Below are 21,224 nucleotides of genomic sequence, written 5' to 3'. Positions count from 1 at the left end.
TAATTTAATAACAATAACCTGATTGAGTTTACCAAATTTATCTTTAACCTCATTAAGACGCAGATTGAGGCCACTCAACCACTGCGCTTTTAATTATCGAGCAATCACTTGATTGAATTTTTCATATTTATACCCATTCTCGTTAAGACGCAGTTTGATACTACTCAACCAGTGCGCTGTTAATTAACGAACTATAATCTTAACTAAATTTATCAAGTTTATGCTCAGCATCATTGTAGAATGGTCTATATTTTGATATGATAGTAACGTAACTTAAAAGGAGATGACTAGAAAATGACACAAAATAACATTTATGATACAGCTAATCAATTAGAACGTGATTTACGTAACTTAGATGCTTATAAAAATTTAGTAGAAACAATGAAAGCAATTCAAGAAGATAGTGCTTCTAATGAATTATTTGAAGAATTTAAACAAATGGGACAAAGTTTCCAAATGAAGCAAATGACTGGTCAACAACCAACAGAAGATGAAATTAAAGATTATCAAGAACTTTCAGAAAAAGTGATGGCCAATGAGTCTATTAATAAATTAATGGAAAGTGAACGTCAGTTAAGTCAAATTATGGAAGACATTAATCGCATCATTACATTACCATTGCAAGAAGTTTATAGCGAAAATAACGAACAATAGTTTATTTTGCATCTGAATTGCCAACTGCGTGTCAATCGAAGTCGATTTGCGTCAGTTGGTATTTTTTAAAACAAAAATGAAAGGAGTCAGCTATGAAATTACTACATGTATCTGACTTACATTTAGATACTCCTTTTAGTGGGATTGCTAAACAGGATTACCAACTACAACAAAAGCTGATTCAAGCTCCCTTTGAGTCTTTTGAACGATGTGTCTCAATAGCTATTAATCAAAAAGTAGATTTAATGTTAGTTTCAGGCGATATCTATGATGCGACGAAGCAAACCATTGCGGCTAAGCATTTTTTCTTTCAGCAAATGAATCGTCTAAAACAAGCAGAAATTCCAGTCGTCATCGGTCATGGTAATCATGATTATTACGAGCCGAATTACTTATCAATGAATTATCCTGACAATGTTTATTTATTTGAGGAAGAATTGGTGAAGCATTTTGATATTACCACTAAAAATAATAAAACCATCCGCATTTATGGTTTTAGCTATAATCATCGTTGGATTAAAGAACGAATGATTGAAAAGTATCCGATTAATCCGAGAGCAACTGATTTCACCATTGGTTTATTACATGGTTCTTTAGATTCTACTGAAAACGAACACGCCAATTACGCACCTTTTAGCTTACAAGATTTATTAAGCAAGGAATATGATTATTGGGCACTTGGCCATATTCATCAAGCTATGGTTCTAAACGAAGTACCTTTAATTCAATATCCAGGGATTATTCAAGGAAAGAATGCCAAAGAATCGGGAGATAAAGGCGCTTATATAGTTGAATTACGTCAAAATCAACCTACCTTAAATGAGTTTATATCGCTCGCATCCATTGTCTGGGAAACAGCCAATTTATATTGCAATTATGATTGGGATCAACAACGGATTATTTCAGAAATTCAAGACATTGTTACCAATTATGAAGCAGAATCTGAAGGGACTCAGCAGTCTTACTTATTAACAATTCATTTGAATGATGCTCATAAATTAGCCCATTCTTTACAAGAGCAAATTGAATCGGGGCAATTAGCAGAAGTATTTCATCCGAATTATGAGGCGAAACGCTTTACTAAAGTAGTTAAAATCAAATTAGTGACAGACAATCAATTAGAGGTTTTTGAATATGACCCATTATTGAATGAGAGTTATTTAGCGACTCTTCAAGAATTTAAGGATGGAGCATTATATGATACTGTCATTAAAGAGATTACGAAACATCCGGTCATGAGAAAATGGTTAAAAGAGAGTATTCTAACCGAGGATTTAAAAAATGATGCGCTTGAAAAAGCTAATCAACGATTACTGCAAACTTTGAGTATCGAATCAGAGGAGGATAACCATGAAAATTAAAAAGTTAGATATTTATGGTTATGGTAAATGGGTTGACCAAAGCTTTGAAATTGATGAACACTTACAGTTGTTTTACGGTCCGAATGAAGCTGGAAAATCAACTTTACAATCTTTTATCCGTAGTATTTTATTTGGTTTTCCTACCAAACACCGTCGTGTCAATCAACTCAATCGCTATGAGCCTAAATTAGGCAGTCGCTATGGTGGGCGTATTTTATTAATCGATACCCCCGAAGGCGATTTATGGATTGAGAGAACGGATTCTAAATTTTCAATTCAAACAGCTGATGGAGTTGAAAAAGATCCAGCGTTATTGGAAACTTTATTATCTGGTCTAGATGAACGTTTATTTGATACATTTTATGCATTTAATTTGCAAAATTTACAAGAACTTTCACAATTAGACACCGAGCAAATTAATGACTATTTCTTAAGTATCGGGACCGTGGGAAGTGATCAATTTGTAAAAATTGCCAAGTCATTAGAAAAAGAAACCGATGATTTTTATCGTCCCCAAGCACAAAATCGTCCTCTTAACCTATTATTAAGTGAATATGATCAATTAGCCTATAAAGTTGAAGCTGCCAAAGAAACCATGGGACAATATGATCAATTACTGCAAAAAAGACAAGATGAAGAAACAACGATTGCTGAATTAAACACTAACATTAAAGAATTAGATAACTCTATGCGCGAATTAGACAAGTTAGTCGGACGCTATGACATCTTTATCAAAGATAGAGCAGCTGTGCGTGAATTAGATCAACTCGTTTTTACCGAGATTGAAGACGAGATGCCAGAAAAGATTAAACAAGCGAATCGTGATATTTCTGACAATCACTCAGAAATTAGGCAATTAGAAGAAAAAATTGAGTTGATTCGTGGGGAATTAGGAACGATGACCCGTTTAAATTGGGCAGTGAACCATGAAGAGGAACGTAAGGTATGGTTGTCAAAAACTCAACAAGCTAAAGACATCCAAGCTAAAATTGAGTATGCGCAAGCCAGGATTGATGAACAAGAAAAATTGATGCACGAATTAGCGGCCAGAGGCCAATTTTATCCTGAGCGCGTCGCCGATGATAATGAATATCAAATAAAAGTCGAAAGTGGACTTGATATTCAATCTAAAAAAATTGATTTAGCCAAACAAGAAGAAAATTTGAAATCCGAGCGTAAAGTTTATTTAGAACAACGTAAAGAACAACAGCATTATAGTGCCATTATCCGTTCGCAAGTCGCGAAACTTGAAAATCAACGCATGAATGATGAAGCAGTCTTGATTGAAGAAACCAGTCTAAAACACTACTTAATGGGTGTCGTTTTCCTGATTTTAGGTTTAATGTTAATGGGTTCACAACTGATTAATTCAGTCTTTAACTTGAATTTTTTATTCTGGTTGGGAGCCGTCCTAACAGTTATCGGCTTAGTGAGTTCACTCTATGTCTTCTTTGAACATCGTAAACGATTTAATATTTTCCACAATAGCCCAATCGTTAGCAAAATACAAGAATTAAGAGAGAAAGAAAGCGATTATCAAGAACAAAGTAAAGCCATTGGTATTCAAATAAATCAACGTGATGAGGCCTTAGAAAAAATTATTGAAGAACGCGAAGAAGTTAATAGAGCTTTACAAAAATGGTTAGTTTCAATTGGATTTTATCCAACAGCTGATCCCGAATTAGTTCTTAAAACCAATCCGGTAAAAGCCTATTTCGAAGCGCAATCAGTAAAAGAAAAGTTCATTGAAGAAAAAGAACATAATCTACAATTGATTAAAGATTGGCATGCTTTATTACAACCATTATTCGAGCGTTTTCCATTTGATGATGAATCGGTACGAGCTCAAATCCGCTATGTCGAAGAATTAGAAGCCCAATTAAAAGTAACGCAATTCAGAGGTCAAAATTTAAATGATCGCATTACTGAAGCAGAAGCTAAAATTGCACAATTGAAACAAAATGCCACCGATAATCAAGCTTTAATTGATGATATTTTAGCGACAACTAACAGTCAAAATCAATTAATTTTCTTTGACAAAGTTCGTGATAATGAACGTATTTTAGAATTAACAGAAAAACATGAGTTATATCAACAACAAATGGCTGGTTTCGAAGAAGCACTTGCAGAAGTAGTGAATAAACAAGCGCTAGTTGAAGAATATAAACGATTAGAAGCGAAGATGGAATTAACACGCGAACAATTAGTACCTCATCATTCTGAACGTGCTAATTTAGAAGTAGCGATTCGTAATCTAGAATCAGATGGAACGTATCAAAATCTAACACAGCAATTAGCCATAAAAGAAGCTGAAGTCAGAGAAGCGGTTTTAGAGTGGACATCTAAACGTATTGCGATGGAATTAATTTTCAAAACACTCCGTCATGGGATTGGTGATCCAGTACCTGCCATGATTGAACGTGCGAATGAAATATTTGAACGTTTATCTTATGGACGATATACGCAAATCAAGCTGAATAAACAAGGTGTTAAAGTCATGCAGTTTAGTGGTATTTTATTTGAACCACATGAACTATCACAAGGTACCTTAGAGCAATTGTATGTCGCATTACGATTAGCATTTGTTGAAAGTGCTACTTCAATGGTAAAATTACCGATTATTATTGATGATGCATTTGTTAATTTCGATGAATTTAGAAAAACAAGCATGTACCAAGTGTTAGAGCAATTTAGTGAAACAACCCAAGTCTTGTTCTTTACTTTTGATCCACAAGCGATTGAATCATTTAGAGAAGAACAGACGATTAATTTATCCGAGATTGAACAAGTAGAAGAAAAGGCGGTGGAATAATGACTTATTTGTATGATATTCAAACAGGTGAAGATTTTAACCTCTTTTTATTAATAAAATCAGCAGAAGTAAAAATTGCACGAACTGGTAAACCATTTATCGCTTTTAGTTTCCAAGACCAGTCAGGTTCGATGGATGGTATGTATTGGTCTGCTACTGATGAGGAAATTGCCAAATTCCAAACCGGAAAAGTTGTATTTGTACGCGGTATGCGCGATAGTTATCAAGGAAAATCGCAAGTGAAGATTAAACAATTACGACTAGCTGACGAAGGCGAACCAAATGATCCCTCTCTCTATCTAGAACGTGTTGAAGTCAAACGTGAAGATATTAAACGTGAAATTGATGAAGCCATTTTCTTAATTCGAGAACCTAATATTGTACGTATTGTCCATAAAATTTTGAATACCGTAGAAGAGGACTTTTATAGTTATCCAGCAGCGAAAAGATTTCATCATGCAATGGTTGGAGGTTTAAGTTTCCATACGGTTTCAATGTTAAGAATTGCTAAAAGCTTATTAAAAATCTATCCAGATTTAAATGCATCTTTATTAATTGCCGGGATTATTCTTCATGATATCGGAAAGACAATTGAATTAAGTGGTCCGGTTTCAACGGAATATACTTTAAAAGGAAAAATGATGGGACATATTGTCATCATGTCGGAATTAATTGAACAGGCATGTCGCGAAATCAATATTAATTCTGAAATGGAATCAATTGTATTATTGAAACACGTCGTTCTAGCGCATCATGGTAAATTAGAATTTGGCAGTCCAGTAGTCCCTCAAATTGTTGAAGCTGAATTGATTCATCAAATTGACTTAATGGATGCCAACTTAAACATGATGTTAAGCGAAACCGCAAAAGTTGAAGGTGGCGAATTTACTGAACCAATTTTTGCATTAGAACGTCGTCAATTTTATAAACCGAAATTTAAATAGAGGAGCCTTGCTATGTCCAATGAAAAAGAATTAGCATTTAATCAAACCGAAACAAGTGGTTGTGGCTATTCAGACCACGGGCACGAACATCACTATGAGTGTAGTTGCGGCCATCAACACGATCACGGGCATGAACATCACTATGAGTGTAATTGCGGCCATCAACACGATCACGGGCATGAACATCACTATGAGTGTAATTGCGGCCATCAACACGATCACGTGCATGAGGATCACCACCATGAATGTAATTGCGGCCATCAACACGATCACGTGCATGAGGATCACCACCATGAATGTAATTGCGGCCATCATCATGATCATGCTAACGAACATCATCATAAGTGTAGCTGTGACCATCATCACAACCACGGGCATGAGCATCACCACCATGAATGTGGTTGTGGTCATCATCACAATCACCACCATGATTATGAACCGCATCATGGTTTAACTATCAATTTTGATGGTGAAGTCCAAGCGGATATTAATCGTGTTTGGGAAATTTTAACTGAGAATGAGTATATTACCCAATGGTCCCAAGGCTTACGGATTGAAGATTACCGTCCTGGTGGTAAATTGATATATACCGATGAATTAGAAACAGAGCATTCGTTTATGATTTTAGATATTGAACCACCGGTATTGTTCACCTTCACTTGGCAAGAGGGCACGATTGCTTTTGAATTAAAGGGAACGACTGAAACAACAACGTTGATTAATTTTTCTAATTGGTTAGAAATTGTCGATGAGAATGCAGCGATTAGTTTAACGAATTGGATGATTAATTTACAAACAATCGCGGCTTTAGCGGAAGGTGTCGCAATCGAAGATCGTGACACACAATATGTTGAAATATTACCAAGAATGCGTCAAATGTTATCTTTAGAAGACACGAATACTATCGAATTTGAATAATAGAAAATAACAAGACCGAGCAGAATTTTAATGATTTCTGTTCGATCTTGTTTGTTTAGATTATGTTTAATGAGGCAAAGTATTGTTTATCTTAGCAGAAGTATTAATTAAATAGTGTTTACTAAGCTAACAATCATCGCCTGGTTTATGACCGAAGAAGTTTAGGTATTCTCGGAAAAAATAGGTTCGATTAGTAAAACCGACGATATGACTAATCTCATTTATCGGTAAGCGTGTGGATTGAATTAACAATTGGGCTTTTTGTAATTTTTTTTATTAAGTAACTCAGTGAATGTTTTGCCACTTTTTTCTTTTATTAAGTTGCTTAAATAATTTTTATTAAAATTTAACTGAATGGCGGCTTCATTGAGTGTGAGTTTTTGATACTGCGTATCGATTAAATTTAACACTTGTAAATAAGGGGAATGTGCTTCAAAGGAATCTTTTTCGATTTCTGGTAGATTACGAGCCATTTCATAAAGTAAAATAGGCAAGTACTGTTGAATATGGCTTCAGAAAAGTCACATGGTAGGAAGTATTCGGTTAAAATTTGTTCTAAAATATGATTGATTTGACTACTTTCACCTTGTGAACGTATTAAGGCAAATTGTTCCTTTGTTTGATTAGAATTCGTTTGATTTAATAGAGTCTGGTATAACAAGCTATTACGACTTTTTATTTGGTTTAACCACTCTATGGAAACGTGATTATTTTGAAAAAGAATATTGCACATAATATCTTCTTCATTTAATGCATGGATAGAGTGAATACTATCGACATCCATTAATAATAAATCACCAGCATTAATGGTGATGAGTTCACCATTAATCACTTGTTGGCAAGTACCATGAACCATGTGATTTAATTCTAAGAAATTATGTGAATGTTCAGGGTATTTAGCATAACGGCTATGTTTACTAATATAAATATCTTTATTTTGAAAAAAAGAGCATCATTATGCTGAGGCACATGACCGGTTGGTAAATCCGAAATTCCAGGAATATCAGCATAACAAACCGCCTAATGCCTTTTGTTCTTTTTCTTGCTGGGTTTCTTTTAATAAATAATTTGTGATTGTTTTCATTTTTCATCTGTATATTTGATACTTTAATACTGTTCAAATGTCATTGTATCATAATTCATTTTAGGTTTAGATAGTAATTGTAAGGGAAATCATTAAGAGTAAAGATAGGAGGGGACTTATGAGTTACCATATTGCAGTTGATATAGGTGCATCTAGTGGACGCTTAATACTTGCTACTTATCATGATGATCATCATGACCAAAATATTATATTTGAAGAAATTCATCGCTTTAAAAATGGCTTTTCATTAAAAGAATTATTTTAGGAAATTAAAGACAAGTTTATTAAGTTAAGTGATTAAAGGGATTGGACCAACACTTTAACAATCCATCTGTTGGTTGTATAGTGCAGGGGTTGAGTGGTAACAAACGGCGTCTTAATGAGGTTAGGTAAAAGAAGCGAAATTTATTTAATTTTCTACTTTTGGCCCACTCTCAACTATGGGGGCTAGACAGACGAGGCGAAAATTATTCGTTTTTCTACTTCTGGTCACTTCCAACTTTTCGGCGGTAGGGAAAATTGCGGAATTTAATCGATACGTTATTTCTCGCTCACTCCTTCAAGTTGGATTTAAAGGCCTTTTAGCTTAAGAAAACTCGCTGAAAGTTACAATATTTTCTGAAAATGTATTGTTTTTAAAAATAGACAATGTTATAATTGTTTGGTACTGTTCGATGAAACAAATTACCAAACAGTTTGGAGGGAACAAAATGCGCGTAAACATTAACTTAGAATGTACAGAGTGTGGCGAACGTAACTATTTAACAAACAAAAATAAACGTAATAACCCAGACCGTTTAGAAGTTAAAAAATATTGCCCAAGAGATCGCAAAATCACTTTACACCGTGAAGTGAAAAAATAATAGCGAATTAAAAAGAAGCAACTACTCGTTTGAAGTAGTTGCTTTTTCTTTAGGTATTAATTACCATAACCTGCCATGTGGTGAGTCATCAATATATAAACCATCATAATCTGCTTTAACAATAAAGCTAGGCCAAAATTAAAATACCAGTTTGGTCCAGCTATTAAATTTATCAAGCGTTGTTTGAGTAGCAAAAAATGGTATCTTAATGGATAGTTTGCTACTGACTCTTAGATGCGAGACGGATGGCAGACGAAGCAAAAATCATCTAGTTTTCTACTTGTTGCCACTGTTTTTAATCCATGTTGGATTATTTAAATAACTGAATAAAACCAGTCGCTGCTTCTTCTAATAATTCTTGGGGGATTAATTGTACTAAATACATTAAGATAACGGATAAGGCATTATTGACAAAATGAAAACTAATGGATCCCCAGATATTACGGTCGAATCTTACATACATATAAAGTAATGAAATCGATAATGGCAGATAAATAAGAAAGTCTTGTAAAGAAACCACATGGGCTCCCGCAAATAATAAAGTAGAAACAATCCACATGATAACGACTAGTCCGCGGTTCGCTTTATTGACCCAACCGTTTAAAGACTCTCTAAAGACTAACTCTTCAACTAAAGGTGCTGAAATAACAGTAAAGAAAATAAATAATAAAGGATTGATTTGAGTTTGCATTTCCTCTAATGCTTGTTGGTTCATTCCTAATGATTCCAAGTCTAAGTAGGGTTCAAAAAGCGTCATTAAAACAGTTCGAGCGAACACGTTAATGATAAATAAAAGAAAGGAAAGCCAAAGGATTTTCTTCAAGGTTGTTTGTGTTTTAAATCGAGCCCATTCTTCTTTAAGGTGATCACCAAATAAAAATAATGCCAACATGACGTTTATAATGCTACTTAAAGCCGTACTGGTATACATATCTATGACACCAGTCGCACCTAATACACCAAAAAGAATCATATTAATAAAGAAACCAAAAAACATAATTTTATTACGATGTTTTTTCATAACAACACTCCTTTTCTAATACAATAATCATAGCATATTGTAACGTTTACTTAAACTAATATCATTCATTATTAAAGTAAAACTATGATATAATGAACAAGAATAAAAAACGAGGAGAAGCCCATGAAAGAATTAAAGATTGAACAATTATCCAAAACATATGGTACTAAAATATTATTAGATAAAATTGACTGGTCAATTAGAACTGGACAACGCGTCGGCTTAATTGGTCCCAATGGGACAGGGAAGAGCTCATTGTTAAAAGTAATTGCTGGCTTAGATAATTATGATAGTGGGACTATTTCTAAGCCGAATCAATATACCGTAGCTTATCTCGACCAACATCCAGAACTGGATCCTAATAAAACTATTTTAGAAACGGTCTATGATAGCCAAGCTCAAGACATTCAACTATTATTGCAATATGAATTAATCCGTGAGCAATTAGAAGCTAATCCTATGGACGAGGATTTATTAACTCAATTTACGCGTGTTAGTGATGAAATGAATTTAAAAGATGCTTGGGATATAGAAGTTAAAGCAAAAGCTATTTTATCACAATTAGGGTTAACCAATTTATCACGTCGAGTAGGTGAGTGCTCGGGTGGTGAGCAGAAAAGAATCGGTATTGCTCAAGTATTAATTGAATCACCTGATTTATTAATTTTAGACGAGCCGACAAATCATTTAGATGTCAAAAGTATTCAATGGCTAGAAAAATATTTAGCAAATTATCCAGGTGCCTTACTGTTAGTAACCCATGACCGTTACTTTTTAGATCGTGCGGTAAATTTTATTGTTGAATTACGTCATGGAAAACTAACTGAATATGTTGGTAATTATGAAACCTATGTCATAAAACGGACAGAACAAGCAGCCATTAATCAAAAAGTACAAGAAAAAGAGAATAAATTATTTCAACAAGAATTAGCTTGGATGAGAAAAGGCGCTAAAGCTCGTACCACTAAGCAACAAGCTCGTATCGATCGTTTCGAGGAGTTAAAAGGAAATATTGCGAATCGTCATCAAGAAGCTGAAGGAATTGAATTTGACTTCCAACAACAGCGTATTGGGAATCGTGTCATTGAATTAGAAGATATTGCCATCTCAATCAATGGGCAAAAAGTGATTGAAGGGTATACTAAGAATTTTGTTAAAGGAGATCGTATTGGCATAATCGGGGCAAATGGTGTGGGGAAATCAACCTTTTTGAATACTCTAGCCGGTTATCATCCGCTTGATTGTGGCGTTTGCCAAGTGGGTCAAACCGTGCGTATGGCCTATTATCGACAACTGGATCAAGATTTGCCTAGTGATGTTCGAGTATTGGATTATTTAACTAAAATCGCCGATAATTTTAAACGTGAAGACGGCTCATTAGTAAGTGCTTCTCAATTATTGGAGCAATTTAATTTTGCAAGAAATACTCATGGTACACAAATTCAATATTTATCGGGTGGAGAAAGACGTCGTCTTTATTTACTTTCACTCTTAATTCAGCAACCAAATGTTTTATTATTAGATGAGCCGACCAATGATTTAGATATTGATACTTTAACTGTACTGGAGGATTATTTAGCTAATTTTGAAGGGGTGGTATTTGTCGTTTCTCACGATCGCTATTTCTTAGATAAGACGACGGATTATTTGTTAAATATTAAGGGAAATGGCGCCTATGATATTTACTGGGGTAGTTATTCTGAATATTTAGAAGAAGCCGCTCTACAAACTAATAATGAATTCAAAGCTATCGTTAAAATAGATGAAGTAGCGAAACAAGATACGGATACTAGTCAGAATGATCTTCAACAGAAAGCGAGAAGATTAAGTTATCATGAAAAGAAAGAATTAGAGAAACTGCCAAGTGAAATTGAGCAATTGGAAATACGTTTAGACGAAATTCAACAAGAAATGAACACAATCACGAGTGACGCGGGTAAATTAATGGATTTACAGCGTGAACTTGAAGAAAAAGAAGAAGCGTTAATGGCCTTATATGAAAGACAAGAGGAATTAGCAACGCTCAATTAAAAGGAGCATTATGATGGAACAATATCAACAACTTGTCCAATCGGTATTAGAAAATGGACATTTTAAAGGAGATCGTACTGGCGTGGGGACCTATAGTTTATTCGGGTACCAAATGCGGTTTGATTTAAACGATGGTTTTCCAATGGTCACCACCAAACGAGTACCATTTGGATTAATTAAAAGTGAATTATTATGGTTTTTAAAAGGGGATACCAATATTAAATATCTTTTGGAACACCATAATCATATTTGGGATGAATGGGCCTTCGAACGCTATATTAAAAGTGAAGACTATCAAGGACCGGATATGACCAATTTTGGATTAAGAGTCTTAGAAGATGCTTCGTTTAAAGCAGAATATGAAACTCAAATGAAATTGTTTCAAGAAAAAATATTATCGGATGCAGCTTTCGCTGCTAAACATGGTGAACTAGGTGATGTATATGGTAAACAGTGGCGTCAATGGGAATTACGTAATGGTGAAACACTTGACCAAATTAAAGAGGTTATTAATCAAATTAAAACAAATCCTGATTCTAGACGTTTAATCGTTTCAGCTTGGAATCCAGAGGACATCCCAACCATGGCTTTACCACCCTGTCATACCCTATTTCAGTTTTATGTGAATGATGGCAAGTTAAGTTGTCAACTTTATCAACGGAGTGCCGATATCTTTTTAGGTGTGCCCTTTAACATTGCCAGTTATGCCTTGCTGACACATTTAATCGCCTTAGAGACTGGATTGGGAGTAGGAGAGTTTGTTCATACTTTAGGCGATGCACATTTATATCAAAATCATCTTGAACAAGCGAAGTTATTATTAACAAGAGAACCGAAAGCTTTACCAAAATTGATCATTAATCGGTTCAATGGCTTTGACCAAATTGAAGCGGATGCGATTCGTTTGGAAGGATATCATCCTCATCCGACGATTAAAGCACCGATTGCAGTTTAAGAAAGGATAAGAACCATGATTAGTTTTGTTTATGCACAAGAATCACGTGGTGGCATTGGCTATCAAAATCAATTACCGTGGCATTTGCCCAATGACTTAAAATTTTTCAAAGAAACGACCATGGGACACACAATGTTAATGGGGCGTAAGACATTTGAATCGATGGGCAAACGCTTGTTACCCGGTCGAAAAACGGTGGTGATGACGCGAGATTTAAATTATGAAAAAAACATTGAAGGCTTAACGGTTATCCATCGTTTAGAAGAAGGACTTGAGTTAGCTCAAGATCAAGAATTAATGGTTATTGGTGGTGCTGATATTTTTAAGCTATTTTTACCATATGCCGATCAAATTATTCGAACGTTCATTGAAAGAGAATTCCCGAGCGATGTTTTTATGCCAGCCATCGATGAAACGGAGTGGCAATTAGTCAAAGTAGTAGCGGGTGTATTAGATGAAAATAACACAATCCCTCGTCAATATGAATGGTGGGAACGTAAGGGAGTATCAAAAACATGAATAAGTTTACTTTTTTATTTTTAAGTCTAACATTTTGGACTGTTAGTAATGAGAAACCTATCAAGGCTCAAGACATCACGACAACCGAGGCAACCGAGATGACGTCAATTACAAACGAAGCTAATGAAACCAATCAGATAACAGAATCTAATGAATCTAATACCTCAGAATCAAAATATATTATAGATACGGAAGTCTCATGGCCAGAAATTAATCAAAGTTTCGAAGAACAATCATCTTCTAATATGATTGAAGAGTTTAACGATCAAACGAAAAGTTTAATAGTGGATCAAATAAGCATTATTAAAGAACAGTCAAAAACAAGTTCCATTTTTGTACAAGCGGCTAACCATCAACTTTCTTCTTCAGAAGATGCGACGGAAGTATTACCGGCCGATGATTTAATAAAATTATTCATTGCGGCAGTATATTTTTATCAAATAGAAACCAAACAAATAACCGCAGATGATATGGTAAATATTGCTGATCAAGAAATTATACCAGGAAGTACTTTAGCTAATTTACCACAAGATAAAAGCTATAGTTTAAAAGTACTGGTTCAATTAATGCTACAATCTCATGATAATATGGCAACCGATTTATTAATAGAATCATTAGGTGGCCTCGAAAAAGTAAATCAACAAATTCAAGAGTTAGGCTTTATTCAAACGTCCTTGGTCAATAATATGGCGACGGAATTATCCGGGGCCGCTAATCAATATAATGAAACATCAGCGAGTGACTTAGCAAATTTATTACTAGCTTTATTCCAAGGGGTATTATTTGATGAAGATATTAACCAAGAAGCTTTAACGATGTATTCACAACATGGCCCCATTGGTATTGCTAATAGTTTAGACAATAATCAATTGTTTTATGGTTTAAAAGCGAAAGCAATGCAAGAGGGGATGCTTCACGATGCCTTATTGTATGAAGTTGAATCAGAAGTTCCGGTGGTCATTGTCGTGATGTCCGAACAATTAAGTGATGCTGAAAATCGCTTAGATAAATTGGGCTATCAACTAAATCATCTCATTATGGAATAGGAGGGATACGATGGCTGGTTATTTGAATACAAAAATCAATCAAGTTTATCATTTAGAGGTGGATGAGACTCATACTCTTTATATTGAGGAATGTGGTAATCCAGAGGGTCAACCGGTTTTATTTCTGCATGGCGGACCTGGAGGATCAGTTGGGGAACCTTCGCGTTGCTTTTTTAATCCGGAAAAATATCGTATTATTTTATTTGATCAAAGAGGAACCGGACAAAGTCAACCTTTTCTGAGTTTAGAAAACAATACCGTGCTCGATAGTGTCGCTGATATTGAAAAAATTAGACAATATTTGCAAATAGAACAATGGTATGTATTTGGTGGCAGTTATGGGACTACTTTGGCATTAGCTTATGCGATTCATTATCCGAAGCAAGTTCAACATTTAATATTGAGAGGTATTTTCTTAGGCCGTCAAAGTGATGTTGATTGGCTTTTCCAAGAAGGGGCAGGCTACTTTTATCCTGAAGAATTTGAACGATTTAAAAATTATATCCCTGAAGCTGAACAGGATGATTTAGTAACAGCGTATTATCAACGAATGCTTGATTCAGATGAATCGGTCAGAGACGAAGCGTGTTATGAATGGAGTCAATGGGAAACAGCTATTGTTAAATTAGTCCAAAATCCTAAAGATTTAAGACAAACCGTTACTAATGGTGATCGTTCAATTGGTCTATTAGAATCACATTATTTTGCTCATAAGATGTTTTGGGAAGAAGATAATTATTTGTTGAATCGGGTAGATAAGCTGCAAGACATTCCGATGGATATTGTACATGGGCGCTATGATGTCGATTGTCGCTTAAGTGGTGCCTATGAATTACAACAGCTTTGTCCAAAAGCTAAATTGCATATCGTTGCCTTAGGTTCTCATACACCTTATGATGATGCGATGTTCACCAAACTGGTAAGCATTATGGATGAATTAGCAAGATAATAAATGACGAATTAATCCATAGGAAGTTCATGCTAGAATCAGCAGTAATTATAGTTGATTAGTAGAAGCGGGGTAGCAGTAGAAAATGAGTTGATTTTCGCTTTGTCTGATAAGCCTTCTAGGTTATGAGATGGTCAGCAGTGAAAGTGAATAAATTTATCTTTATGTGCTTATTCTGAAAAGTTTGAGAGCTAGCCAGCAGTATAAAGTGAATATTTTTCGCCTTGTTTACTCATCCTGTATAATGTGCAGGCATCAAGTCAGTCATTAAGACAAAATTTGATGACACTCAACAACTGCAATTTTAATTATCAAATGATGGCTAGGCTAAATGTTTTAAGATTTTGCCTAGCCTGTTTTTAATATATTTTTGTTAAACAAATGAATGATATGATGCAATAATAAAATTGAGAATATAAGATGATTTTGTCTATTGTCATGTAGCTCATAAAATTTATTTTTATTTCTAGTTAGTATTAATTGACATGGTTAGAATAATCTGTTTTAATATACTCATTCACATTAAAAGGAGCATTTGAATGATAGAATTAGGAGCGGTTGTATTAAACACCAAACACTTACAGGCACAGAAAAAATTTTACCAACATATTATTGGTTTATCGGTATTAAAAGAAGAGGATAATAAAGTTGAATTAGGGGTTAAAGGTAATAAAGAACCACTTATTACTTTACTCTCGACTAACTTGCCTAAAGGACATCACTATGGCTTATACCATTTAGCAATTTTAGTTCCTTCTCGTAAAGATTTAGGTGATGCTTTATTACATATACTCAAAGCTCAAGCACCATTACAAGGTGCTTCGAATCATGGATATAGTGAAGCAATTTATTTGGCAGACCTTGAGGGCAATGGTATTGAAATTTATCACGATCGTCCTAAATCAGTATGGAATTATCAAGGCGATAAAATTATTGGCATTACTGAAGAGATGGATGCTGAAGGTGTATTAGCTTTAGCAGAAGACAAAAAAACTTATTTCATGCCAGAAGGCACCAAGATGGGACATGTTCACTTATCAGTCGAAAATCCACTTGAAAGTCAAGTTTTTTTCAAAGAAATGTTAGATATGGATGAAAAATTTTCAATGAGAGATCAGGCGACTTGGTTAGCAAATGGAGATTACCATCATCATATTGCTGCCAATAAATGGGCAGGCGTATTGAATAAAATTCAAGACATTCATACACCCGGTTTGAATCACTTTGTAGTGAAGGTAAAAGATGAGACTGACTGGCATCGTTTCCTTGAAGCGACTGAGACCCATCCAGAATATATCGTTAATCAATCAGCCAAAGAATATTTTATTAAGGACAATAATGGGATTCATATGCTTGTTCGCCAAGACTATCAATAAAAGAGCGAAAGATTGATATAATCCTTTAAAATGATGACGTACTAGATCAAGCGATTCTATTGGTAGCTTGATTTAAAGACGTTGTCTTTTTTTATTTATTGAAACAAAATAAAGTGTTAAATGTTTTATTGAAGCGAACGATTTGATACAATAAATGAGTAAGTAAAGTAAAAGGGGATTTTAAATGAATTCTGAAAAATTATCACCAAGATTAGCGAAAGTATGTGAATTTTTAGTTCATTATCAAAAAGATGCGATTCGCTTAGCGGATATCGGCAGTGACCATGCTTATTTGCCTTGTCATTTAGCATTAAATAAGCAACTTGAATTTGCGATTGCTGGCGAAGTAGTAGAAGGTCCTTTTCAATCAGCTAAAGCCGAAGTCGCAACCAGAGGACTTACTGAAGTCATTGATGTTCGTAAAGGGGATGGCTTGGCGGTTATCACTGAAACAGATCAAATCAATGCTATTACGATTTGTGGAATGGGTGGCAGTTTAATTCGTAATATTTTAGATGAAAATAAGGCTATCATTCGTGAAAATACAGTTTTAGTTTTACAACCTAATATGGCGAGCTATCAATTAAGAAAATGGCTCAATCAAAATGGGTTTGTCTTTCTTAATGAAACGGTGGTGGAAGATCATCATCGTGAATATGAAATTATGGTAGTTCAAAAGAATTCTCATCATAAGCAAATATTGACGGTTAATGAGTTGCAATTTGGCAAATATAATTTGGAAAATCCAACAGTTGCTTTTTATCAAAAATGGCAAAAGGAACTGTCATTACTTGAGACGACATATCAATCAATCGTTGAAAAAACAGGGGCAGATCATCCTAAAACACAATTAATGCAAGAGGAAATTAATCAAATTAAGGAAGTGCTTAATTAAAATGACACAAGTAACATTTCAAAATTTAATCGATGCTTTGAATGAATTATATCCACCCACTTTGGCAGAAGATTGGGACCCAATCGGTTTACATTTTGGTGATCCAAAAGCACCAGTCAACAAAATCATGACCACTTTAGATGTTCGTCATGCAGTTGTTGACGAAGCGATTAAGCTTGGGGTAGATACGATTATCGCGCATCATCCTTTATTGTTTCAACCTATTCAACGGTTTGATATATCGTCTTTAACCAATCAACTTTATGCAAAATTAATTAAACATGATATTAAAGTGTTTGCGATGCATACTAATTTAGACATTGCCCATAATGGTATGAATGATTGGTTAGCTGAGCAATTAGGTTTAATCAATATTAGAGAATTGGATGTGCAGGCCACCGACGAGTTACCGGGCTTAGGTCGTATCGGTCAATTGGCTACCCCTTTGAGCCGAACTGCTTTATTAGATTTATTAAAGTCAACTTATCAACGAAATGAATTACCCATTATCGAGAAAACACCTCAAGAATCTTATCAAACGATTGCGATTATTGGTGGAAGTGGTTCGAGTTTAATGGAAGCAGTAGCTAGCCAAGATGTCGATGTCTTCTTAACGGGTGATATTACTTATCATACTGCGCAGGCTTTAGAAGATATTCCAATGATGACCGTTGATGTTGGTCATTATACAGAAAGTATTTTTGCCAAAAAGGCAGCTGAAGTGATACAATTATTAGTAAATGAAAAACAGTGGCCGGTGACAGTTCAAGCTACTGAATTGAATATTAATCCCTTTAGATATGAATAGGAGTGTTTAAATTATGGTCGATATTTTTAATCAAACAAAAGAACGTCTTTTAAAGTACACAAAAATTAATACGCGCTCAGATGAAAGCAGTGATACTATTCCTTCAACTGCGATTCAATTTGATTTATTAAAATTATTAGTGATTGAATTAGAACAATTAGGTCTAGAAGAGGTAGAATTAAGTCCTACCAATGCTTTTGTTACGGCAACGTTACCTGCTAATACAGATGAACCATTACCAGCAATTGGTTTTATCGCGCATGTGGACACTGCTGATTTTAATTCAGTCAATGTTCAACCTCAAATTCATGAAAATTATGACGGTAAAGACATCGTTTTAAACGAAGATGAAAATATTGTAATGTCAGTCAAAGATTTTCCAAATTTACCACCATATAAAGGTCAAACACTTATTACGACCGACGGCACAACTTTATTAGGAGCTGACGATAAAGCTGGGATTGCTGAAATCGTAACAGCCTTAGAATATTTAATTGCTCATCCAGAGATTAAACATGGAAAAGTGAGAGTGGCTTTCGGTCCGGATGAAGAAATTGGACGTGGAGCAGATCATTTTGACGCGGAAGGTTTTGCAGTTGACTTTGCTTATACGATGGATGGCGGTCCAGTCGGGGAGTTAGAATACGAAAGTTTTAATGCGGCTGGGGTAACGCTAAAAATCACAGGAAAAAATATCCATCCTGGTACTGCTAAAGGTAAAATGATCAATTCCATTAGTATTATCAATAAATTTATGAATGGTTTACCTGAAAAAGAAGTACCTGAACAAACAGAAGGTCGCGAAGGCTTCTATCATATTACCAATATGGAAGCGACTGTCGATGAAGGTCATTTATCATTGATTATTCGAGATCATGACCGTGAAAAATTTGAAGAACGTAAAGTTTTTGTTGAACAATTAGTCAAAGATATTAACCAACGCTATCCTTATGAAGTCATTGAAGTTGATATTAAGGATCAATATTATAATATGGCAGAAGTTATCGAAAAAGATATGCGTCCGGTTGACTTAGCTAAAGAGGCTTTCGCAGCACTAGATATTCCTGCTGTCATTGAGCCGATTCGTGGTGGTACAGATGGATCTAAAATTAGTTTTATGGGTATCCCGACACCTAATATTTTTGCTGGCGGCGAAAATATGCACGGTCGTTATGAATTTGTTGCAGTCGAATCAATGGTCAAAGCGACAGAAGTGATTATTAAAATCGTGGAATTAAATGCTAAGTAAAAAAGCTTATAATGAGTGGTATTTTAGGTTAAATGATGTCATTTATTAAACTTCAGATAGATGACTGATAAATTACGCATAGTTGCTTTAAATTTCCACTCTTTACATCCAGATTTATAGAGATTAGGAAAGAAATGATTAATGTTTCTGCCTAATCTCTTTTTTGTTTTTGGACAGCTAAAGAATCTCAGTAAAAAAATTATCATTTTTTATCCAAAGATAGGATGCATTGTCAAGAAAAAGTTATAATACCTATCAATTTAAATAAAAACATTCGTTTTTCATTCGTTATTTTAACTGAATATAAAAAACAGCAAAAACAAAGTTCGTCTTTAATCGTTTTCAAAATTAATTTTTTGTTGCAATTATAGAAGGTATCAATTATAATGAAGAGTGAAACAAGGTTTCGATAACACAATCTTTTGGAGGGATTCGATGAAAAAATTTGTAAGTTTAGCATCGTCAGCATTATTAGTAGCATCTTTTGCTACACCAGTTTTAGCAGAGGAAGATTTCTCAACAGTGATGATAACTGATATCGGTGGGGTGGACGATGGTTCATTCAACCAAAGTGCATGGGAAGGTATGGTTGAGTTTGGTGAAGCTAACGGATTAGAACGTGGTGTGAATGGTTACGAATATTTACAATCAAATAGTGATTCAGATTTCGTAACACATTTAAATACAGCTGTTCAATCTAACTTTGACTTAATTTTTGGTATTGGATTCAAATTAGAAACTGCAATGAGAGAAATGGCTGAACAGCAACCAGAAAAACATTTCGCAATTGTTGACTCAGTAATTGACTTACCAAACGTTGCATCATTAACATTTAAAGACCACGAAGCATCATTCTTAGCAGGTGTTGCAGCAGCAATGACAACTAAGACTAATAAAGTTGGTTTCGTAGGTGGACAAGAAGGGTTCGTAATCGACCGCTTTGAAGCTGGTTTTGTAGCTGGTGTTGAAGCCGTTAACCCAGATGTTGAAGTTGTTATCGAATATGCAGGTAGCTTCGGTGATGCTGCTAAAGGTAAACAAATTGCAGCAGCGATGTACGCGAACGACGTTGATATTATCTTCCACGCTTCAGGAGATACTGGTAATGGTGTGTTCTCAGAAGCTAAAGATATTGTAACAGCAGATCCTTCACGTGAAATCTATGTAATCGGTGTTGACCGTGACCAAGAAGCTGAAGGTATTGTTGAAATTGATGGTGAAGAACGTCATTTAACATTAACATCAACCTTAAAACAAGTTGGTGCAGCAGTTAAATCATTTGCTGAGCAAACAAAAGCTGGTAATTTCGAAGCTGGTAATAAAGTTTACGGTTTAGAAGACGGTGGTGTTGGTTTAACAGATGGTCAATTATCAGAAGAAGTTTTAGCAGCAGTTAAAGAGTATTCAGATAAAATTATCGCTGGCGACATTAAAGTTCCAGAAGCACCAGGACAAGAAGTAGAATCTACTGATGATACAGAATCTGAAGATGCAGAAGAAGCGACTGAAGAAGAAACTGCAGCTGAAGATTCAGAAGAAACAGCTGAAGAAGAAACTGAAGAATCTGCTGAGTAATCAGAAGAAAACAGCCATTTAAGACACAACTGCTGAATAATTTTTAATTTATTCATAGTTAAACAGTAGGGCATTCAATCGAATGCCCTTTATTTTTTCATAAAAAGTATAGCCATTATTTAATAATTATATTAAAATATAGATGATGTAAATTATTATTACTA

General features: G+C 34.7%; 19 protein-coding genes. 17 read left to right on the top strand and 2 right to left on the bottom strand.

The window, feature by feature from the left end:
• Positions 1 to 294: 294 nt before the first annotated feature.
• The 5 genes from B5D12_RS06160 (at position 295) to B5D12_RS06140 (ending at position 6,689) form a co-directional block, all read left to right on the top strand.
• Positions 295 to 654, top strand: a complete 360-nt coding sequence (locus B5D12_RS06160) for a YlbF/YmcA family competence regulator (RefSeq protein WP_066124444.1) — start codon at positions 295 to 297, stop codon at positions 652 to 654.
• Between the two features lie 92 nt (positions 655 to 746).
• Positions 747 to 2,015 (top strand): metallophosphoesterase family protein, encoded by a 1,269-nt coding sequence (locus B5D12_RS06155; protein ID WP_078755997.1) that lies wholly within the window; start codon positions 747 to 749, stop codon positions 2,013 to 2,015.
• Complete coding sequence (locus tag B5D12_RS06150) at positions 2,005 to 4,827, top strand: ATP-binding protein (protein ID WP_078755996.1); 2,823 nt, start codon at positions 2,005 to 2,007, stop codon at positions 4,825 to 4,827. Before B5D12_RS06155 ends, B5D12_RS06150 begins: the two co-directional genes overlap by 11 nt.
• Positions 4,827 to 5,771, top strand: a complete 945-nt coding sequence (locus tag B5D12_RS06145) for a 3'-5' exoribonuclease YhaM family protein (protein WP_078755995.1) — start codon at positions 4,827 to 4,829, stop codon at positions 5,769 to 5,771. The genes B5D12_RS06150 and B5D12_RS06145 overlap by 1 nt, the downstream gene beginning before the upstream one ends.
• A gap of 12 nt (positions 5,772 to 5,783) precedes the next feature.
• Positions 5,784 to 6,689, top strand: a complete 906-nt coding sequence (locus B5D12_RS06140) for an SRPBCC domain-containing protein (protein WP_078755994.1) — start codon at positions 5,784 to 5,786, stop codon at positions 6,687 to 6,689.
• 403 nt (positions 6,690 to 7,092) lie between these two features.
• On the opposite strand, the gene B5D12_RS06135 is transcribed toward B5D12_RS06140, so the two are convergent.
• On the bottom strand, positions 7,093 to 7,611 hold the full coding sequence (locus B5D12_RS06135) for an AraC family ligand binding domain-containing protein (RefSeq protein ID WP_234982926.1): 519 nt from the start codon (positions 7,609 to 7,611) through the stop codon (positions 7,093 to 7,095).
• A 280-nt stretch (positions 7,612 to 7,891) separates the two neighbouring features.
• Here B5D12_RS06135 and B5D12_RS10190 point away from each other — a divergent pair, with 280 nt between their 5' ends.
• Both B5D12_RS10190 and rpmG read left to right on the top strand, forming a co-directional pair.
• Positions 7,892 to 8,038 carry a hypothetical protein gene (locus B5D12_RS10190; protein ID WP_159443875.1) on the top strand — a complete coding sequence of 49 codons (147 nt, stop codon included), beginning with the start codon at positions 7,892 to 7,894 and terminating at the stop codon, positions 8,036 to 8,038.
• A 445-nt stretch (positions 8,039 to 8,483) separates the two neighbouring features.
• The gene (gene rpmG / locus B5D12_RS06130) at positions 8,484 to 8,636 is read left to right on the top strand and encodes a 50S ribosomal protein L33 (RefSeq protein WP_066125827.1); all 153 of its coding nucleotides are present in this window, start codon (positions 8,484 to 8,486) and stop codon (positions 8,634 to 8,636) included.
• Positions 8,637 to 8,946: 310 nt separating this feature from the next.
• On the opposite strand, the gene B5D12_RS06125 is transcribed toward rpmG, so the two are convergent.
• Positions 8,947 to 9,657: a CPBP family intramembrane glutamic endopeptidase gene (locus B5D12_RS06125; RefSeq protein WP_078755992.1), complete on the bottom strand. Its 711-nt coding sequence runs from the start codon at positions 9,655 to 9,657 to the stop codon at positions 8,947 to 8,949.
• 123 nt (positions 9,658 to 9,780) lie between these two features.
• On the opposite strand from B5D12_RS06125, the gene B5D12_RS06120 reads away from it, so the two are divergent.
• The 10 genes from B5D12_RS06120 (at position 9,781) to B5D12_RS06075 (ending at position 21,060) form a co-directional block, all read left to right on the top strand.
• Positions 9,781 to 11,688 carry an ABC-F family ATP-binding cassette domain-containing protein gene (locus B5D12_RS06120; protein ID WP_078755991.1) on the top strand — a complete coding sequence of 636 codons (1,908 nt, stop codon included), beginning with the start codon at positions 9,781 to 9,783 and terminating at the stop codon, positions 11,686 to 11,688.
• Between the two features lie 10 nt (positions 11,689 to 11,698).
• The gene (locus B5D12_RS06115; protein WP_078755990.1) at positions 11,699 to 12,643 is read left to right on the top strand and encodes a thymidylate synthase; all 945 of its coding nucleotides are present in this window, start codon (positions 11,699 to 11,701) and stop codon (positions 12,641 to 12,643) included.
• 15 nt (positions 12,644 to 12,658) lie between these two features.
• Positions 12,659 to 13,162, top strand: a complete 504-nt coding sequence (locus B5D12_RS06110) for a dihydrofolate reductase (protein ID WP_078755989.1) — start codon at positions 12,659 to 12,661, stop codon at positions 13,160 to 13,162.
• A complete protein-coding gene (locus B5D12_RS06105; RefSeq protein ID WP_078755988.1) occupies positions 13,159 to 14,208 on the top strand; it encodes a serine hydrolase in 1,050 nt (349 codons plus the stop codon). Before B5D12_RS06110 ends, B5D12_RS06105 begins: the two co-directional genes overlap by 4 nt.
• Before the next feature lie 10 nt (positions 14,209 to 14,218).
• Complete coding sequence (gene pip, locus B5D12_RS06100; protein ID WP_078755987.1) at positions 14,219 to 15,157, top strand: prolyl aminopeptidase; 939 nt, start codon at positions 14,219 to 14,221, stop codon at positions 15,155 to 15,157.
• Between the two features lie 539 nt (positions 15,158 to 15,696).
• Complete coding sequence (locus tag B5D12_RS06095) at positions 15,697 to 16,533, top strand: VOC family protein (protein ID WP_078755986.1); 837 nt, start codon at positions 15,697 to 15,699, stop codon at positions 16,531 to 16,533.
• A 184-nt stretch (positions 16,534 to 16,717) separates the two neighbouring features.
• The gene (locus tag B5D12_RS06090; protein ID WP_078755985.1) at positions 16,718 to 17,428 is read left to right on the top strand and encodes a tRNA (adenine(22)-N(1))-methyltransferase; all 711 of its coding nucleotides are present in this window, start codon (positions 16,718 to 16,720) and stop codon (positions 17,426 to 17,428) included.
• Position 17,429: 1 nt separating this feature from the next.
• Positions 17,430 to 18,236, top strand: coding sequence for a Nif3-like dinuclear metal center hexameric protein (locus B5D12_RS06085; protein WP_078755984.1), 807 nt, complete (start codon positions 17,430 to 17,432; stop codon positions 18,234 to 18,236).
• A 13-nt stretch (positions 18,237 to 18,249) separates the two neighbouring features.
• Positions 18,250 to 19,485 carry a peptidase T gene (pepT, locus tag B5D12_RS06080; protein WP_078755983.1) on the top strand — a complete coding sequence of 412 codons (1,236 nt, stop codon included), beginning with the start codon at positions 18,250 to 18,252 and terminating at the stop codon, positions 19,483 to 19,485.
• Positions 19,486 to 19,920: 435 nt separating this feature from the next.
• A complete protein-coding gene (locus B5D12_RS06075) occupies positions 19,921 to 21,060 on the top strand; it encodes a BMP family lipoprotein (protein WP_078755982.1) in 1,140 nt (379 codons plus the stop codon).
• Positions 21,061 to 21,224 lie beyond the last annotated feature (164 nt).

This window comes from Globicatella sulfidifaciens DSM 15739 (assembly GCF_900167405.1).
In the GTDB taxonomy this organism is placed as follows: Bacteria; Bacillota; Bacilli; order Lactobacillales; family Aerococcaceae; genus Globicatella; species Globicatella sulfidifaciens.
Note: the sequence above shows the minus strand (reverse complement) of the source record. Positions and strands in the feature narration are given on the sequence as shown.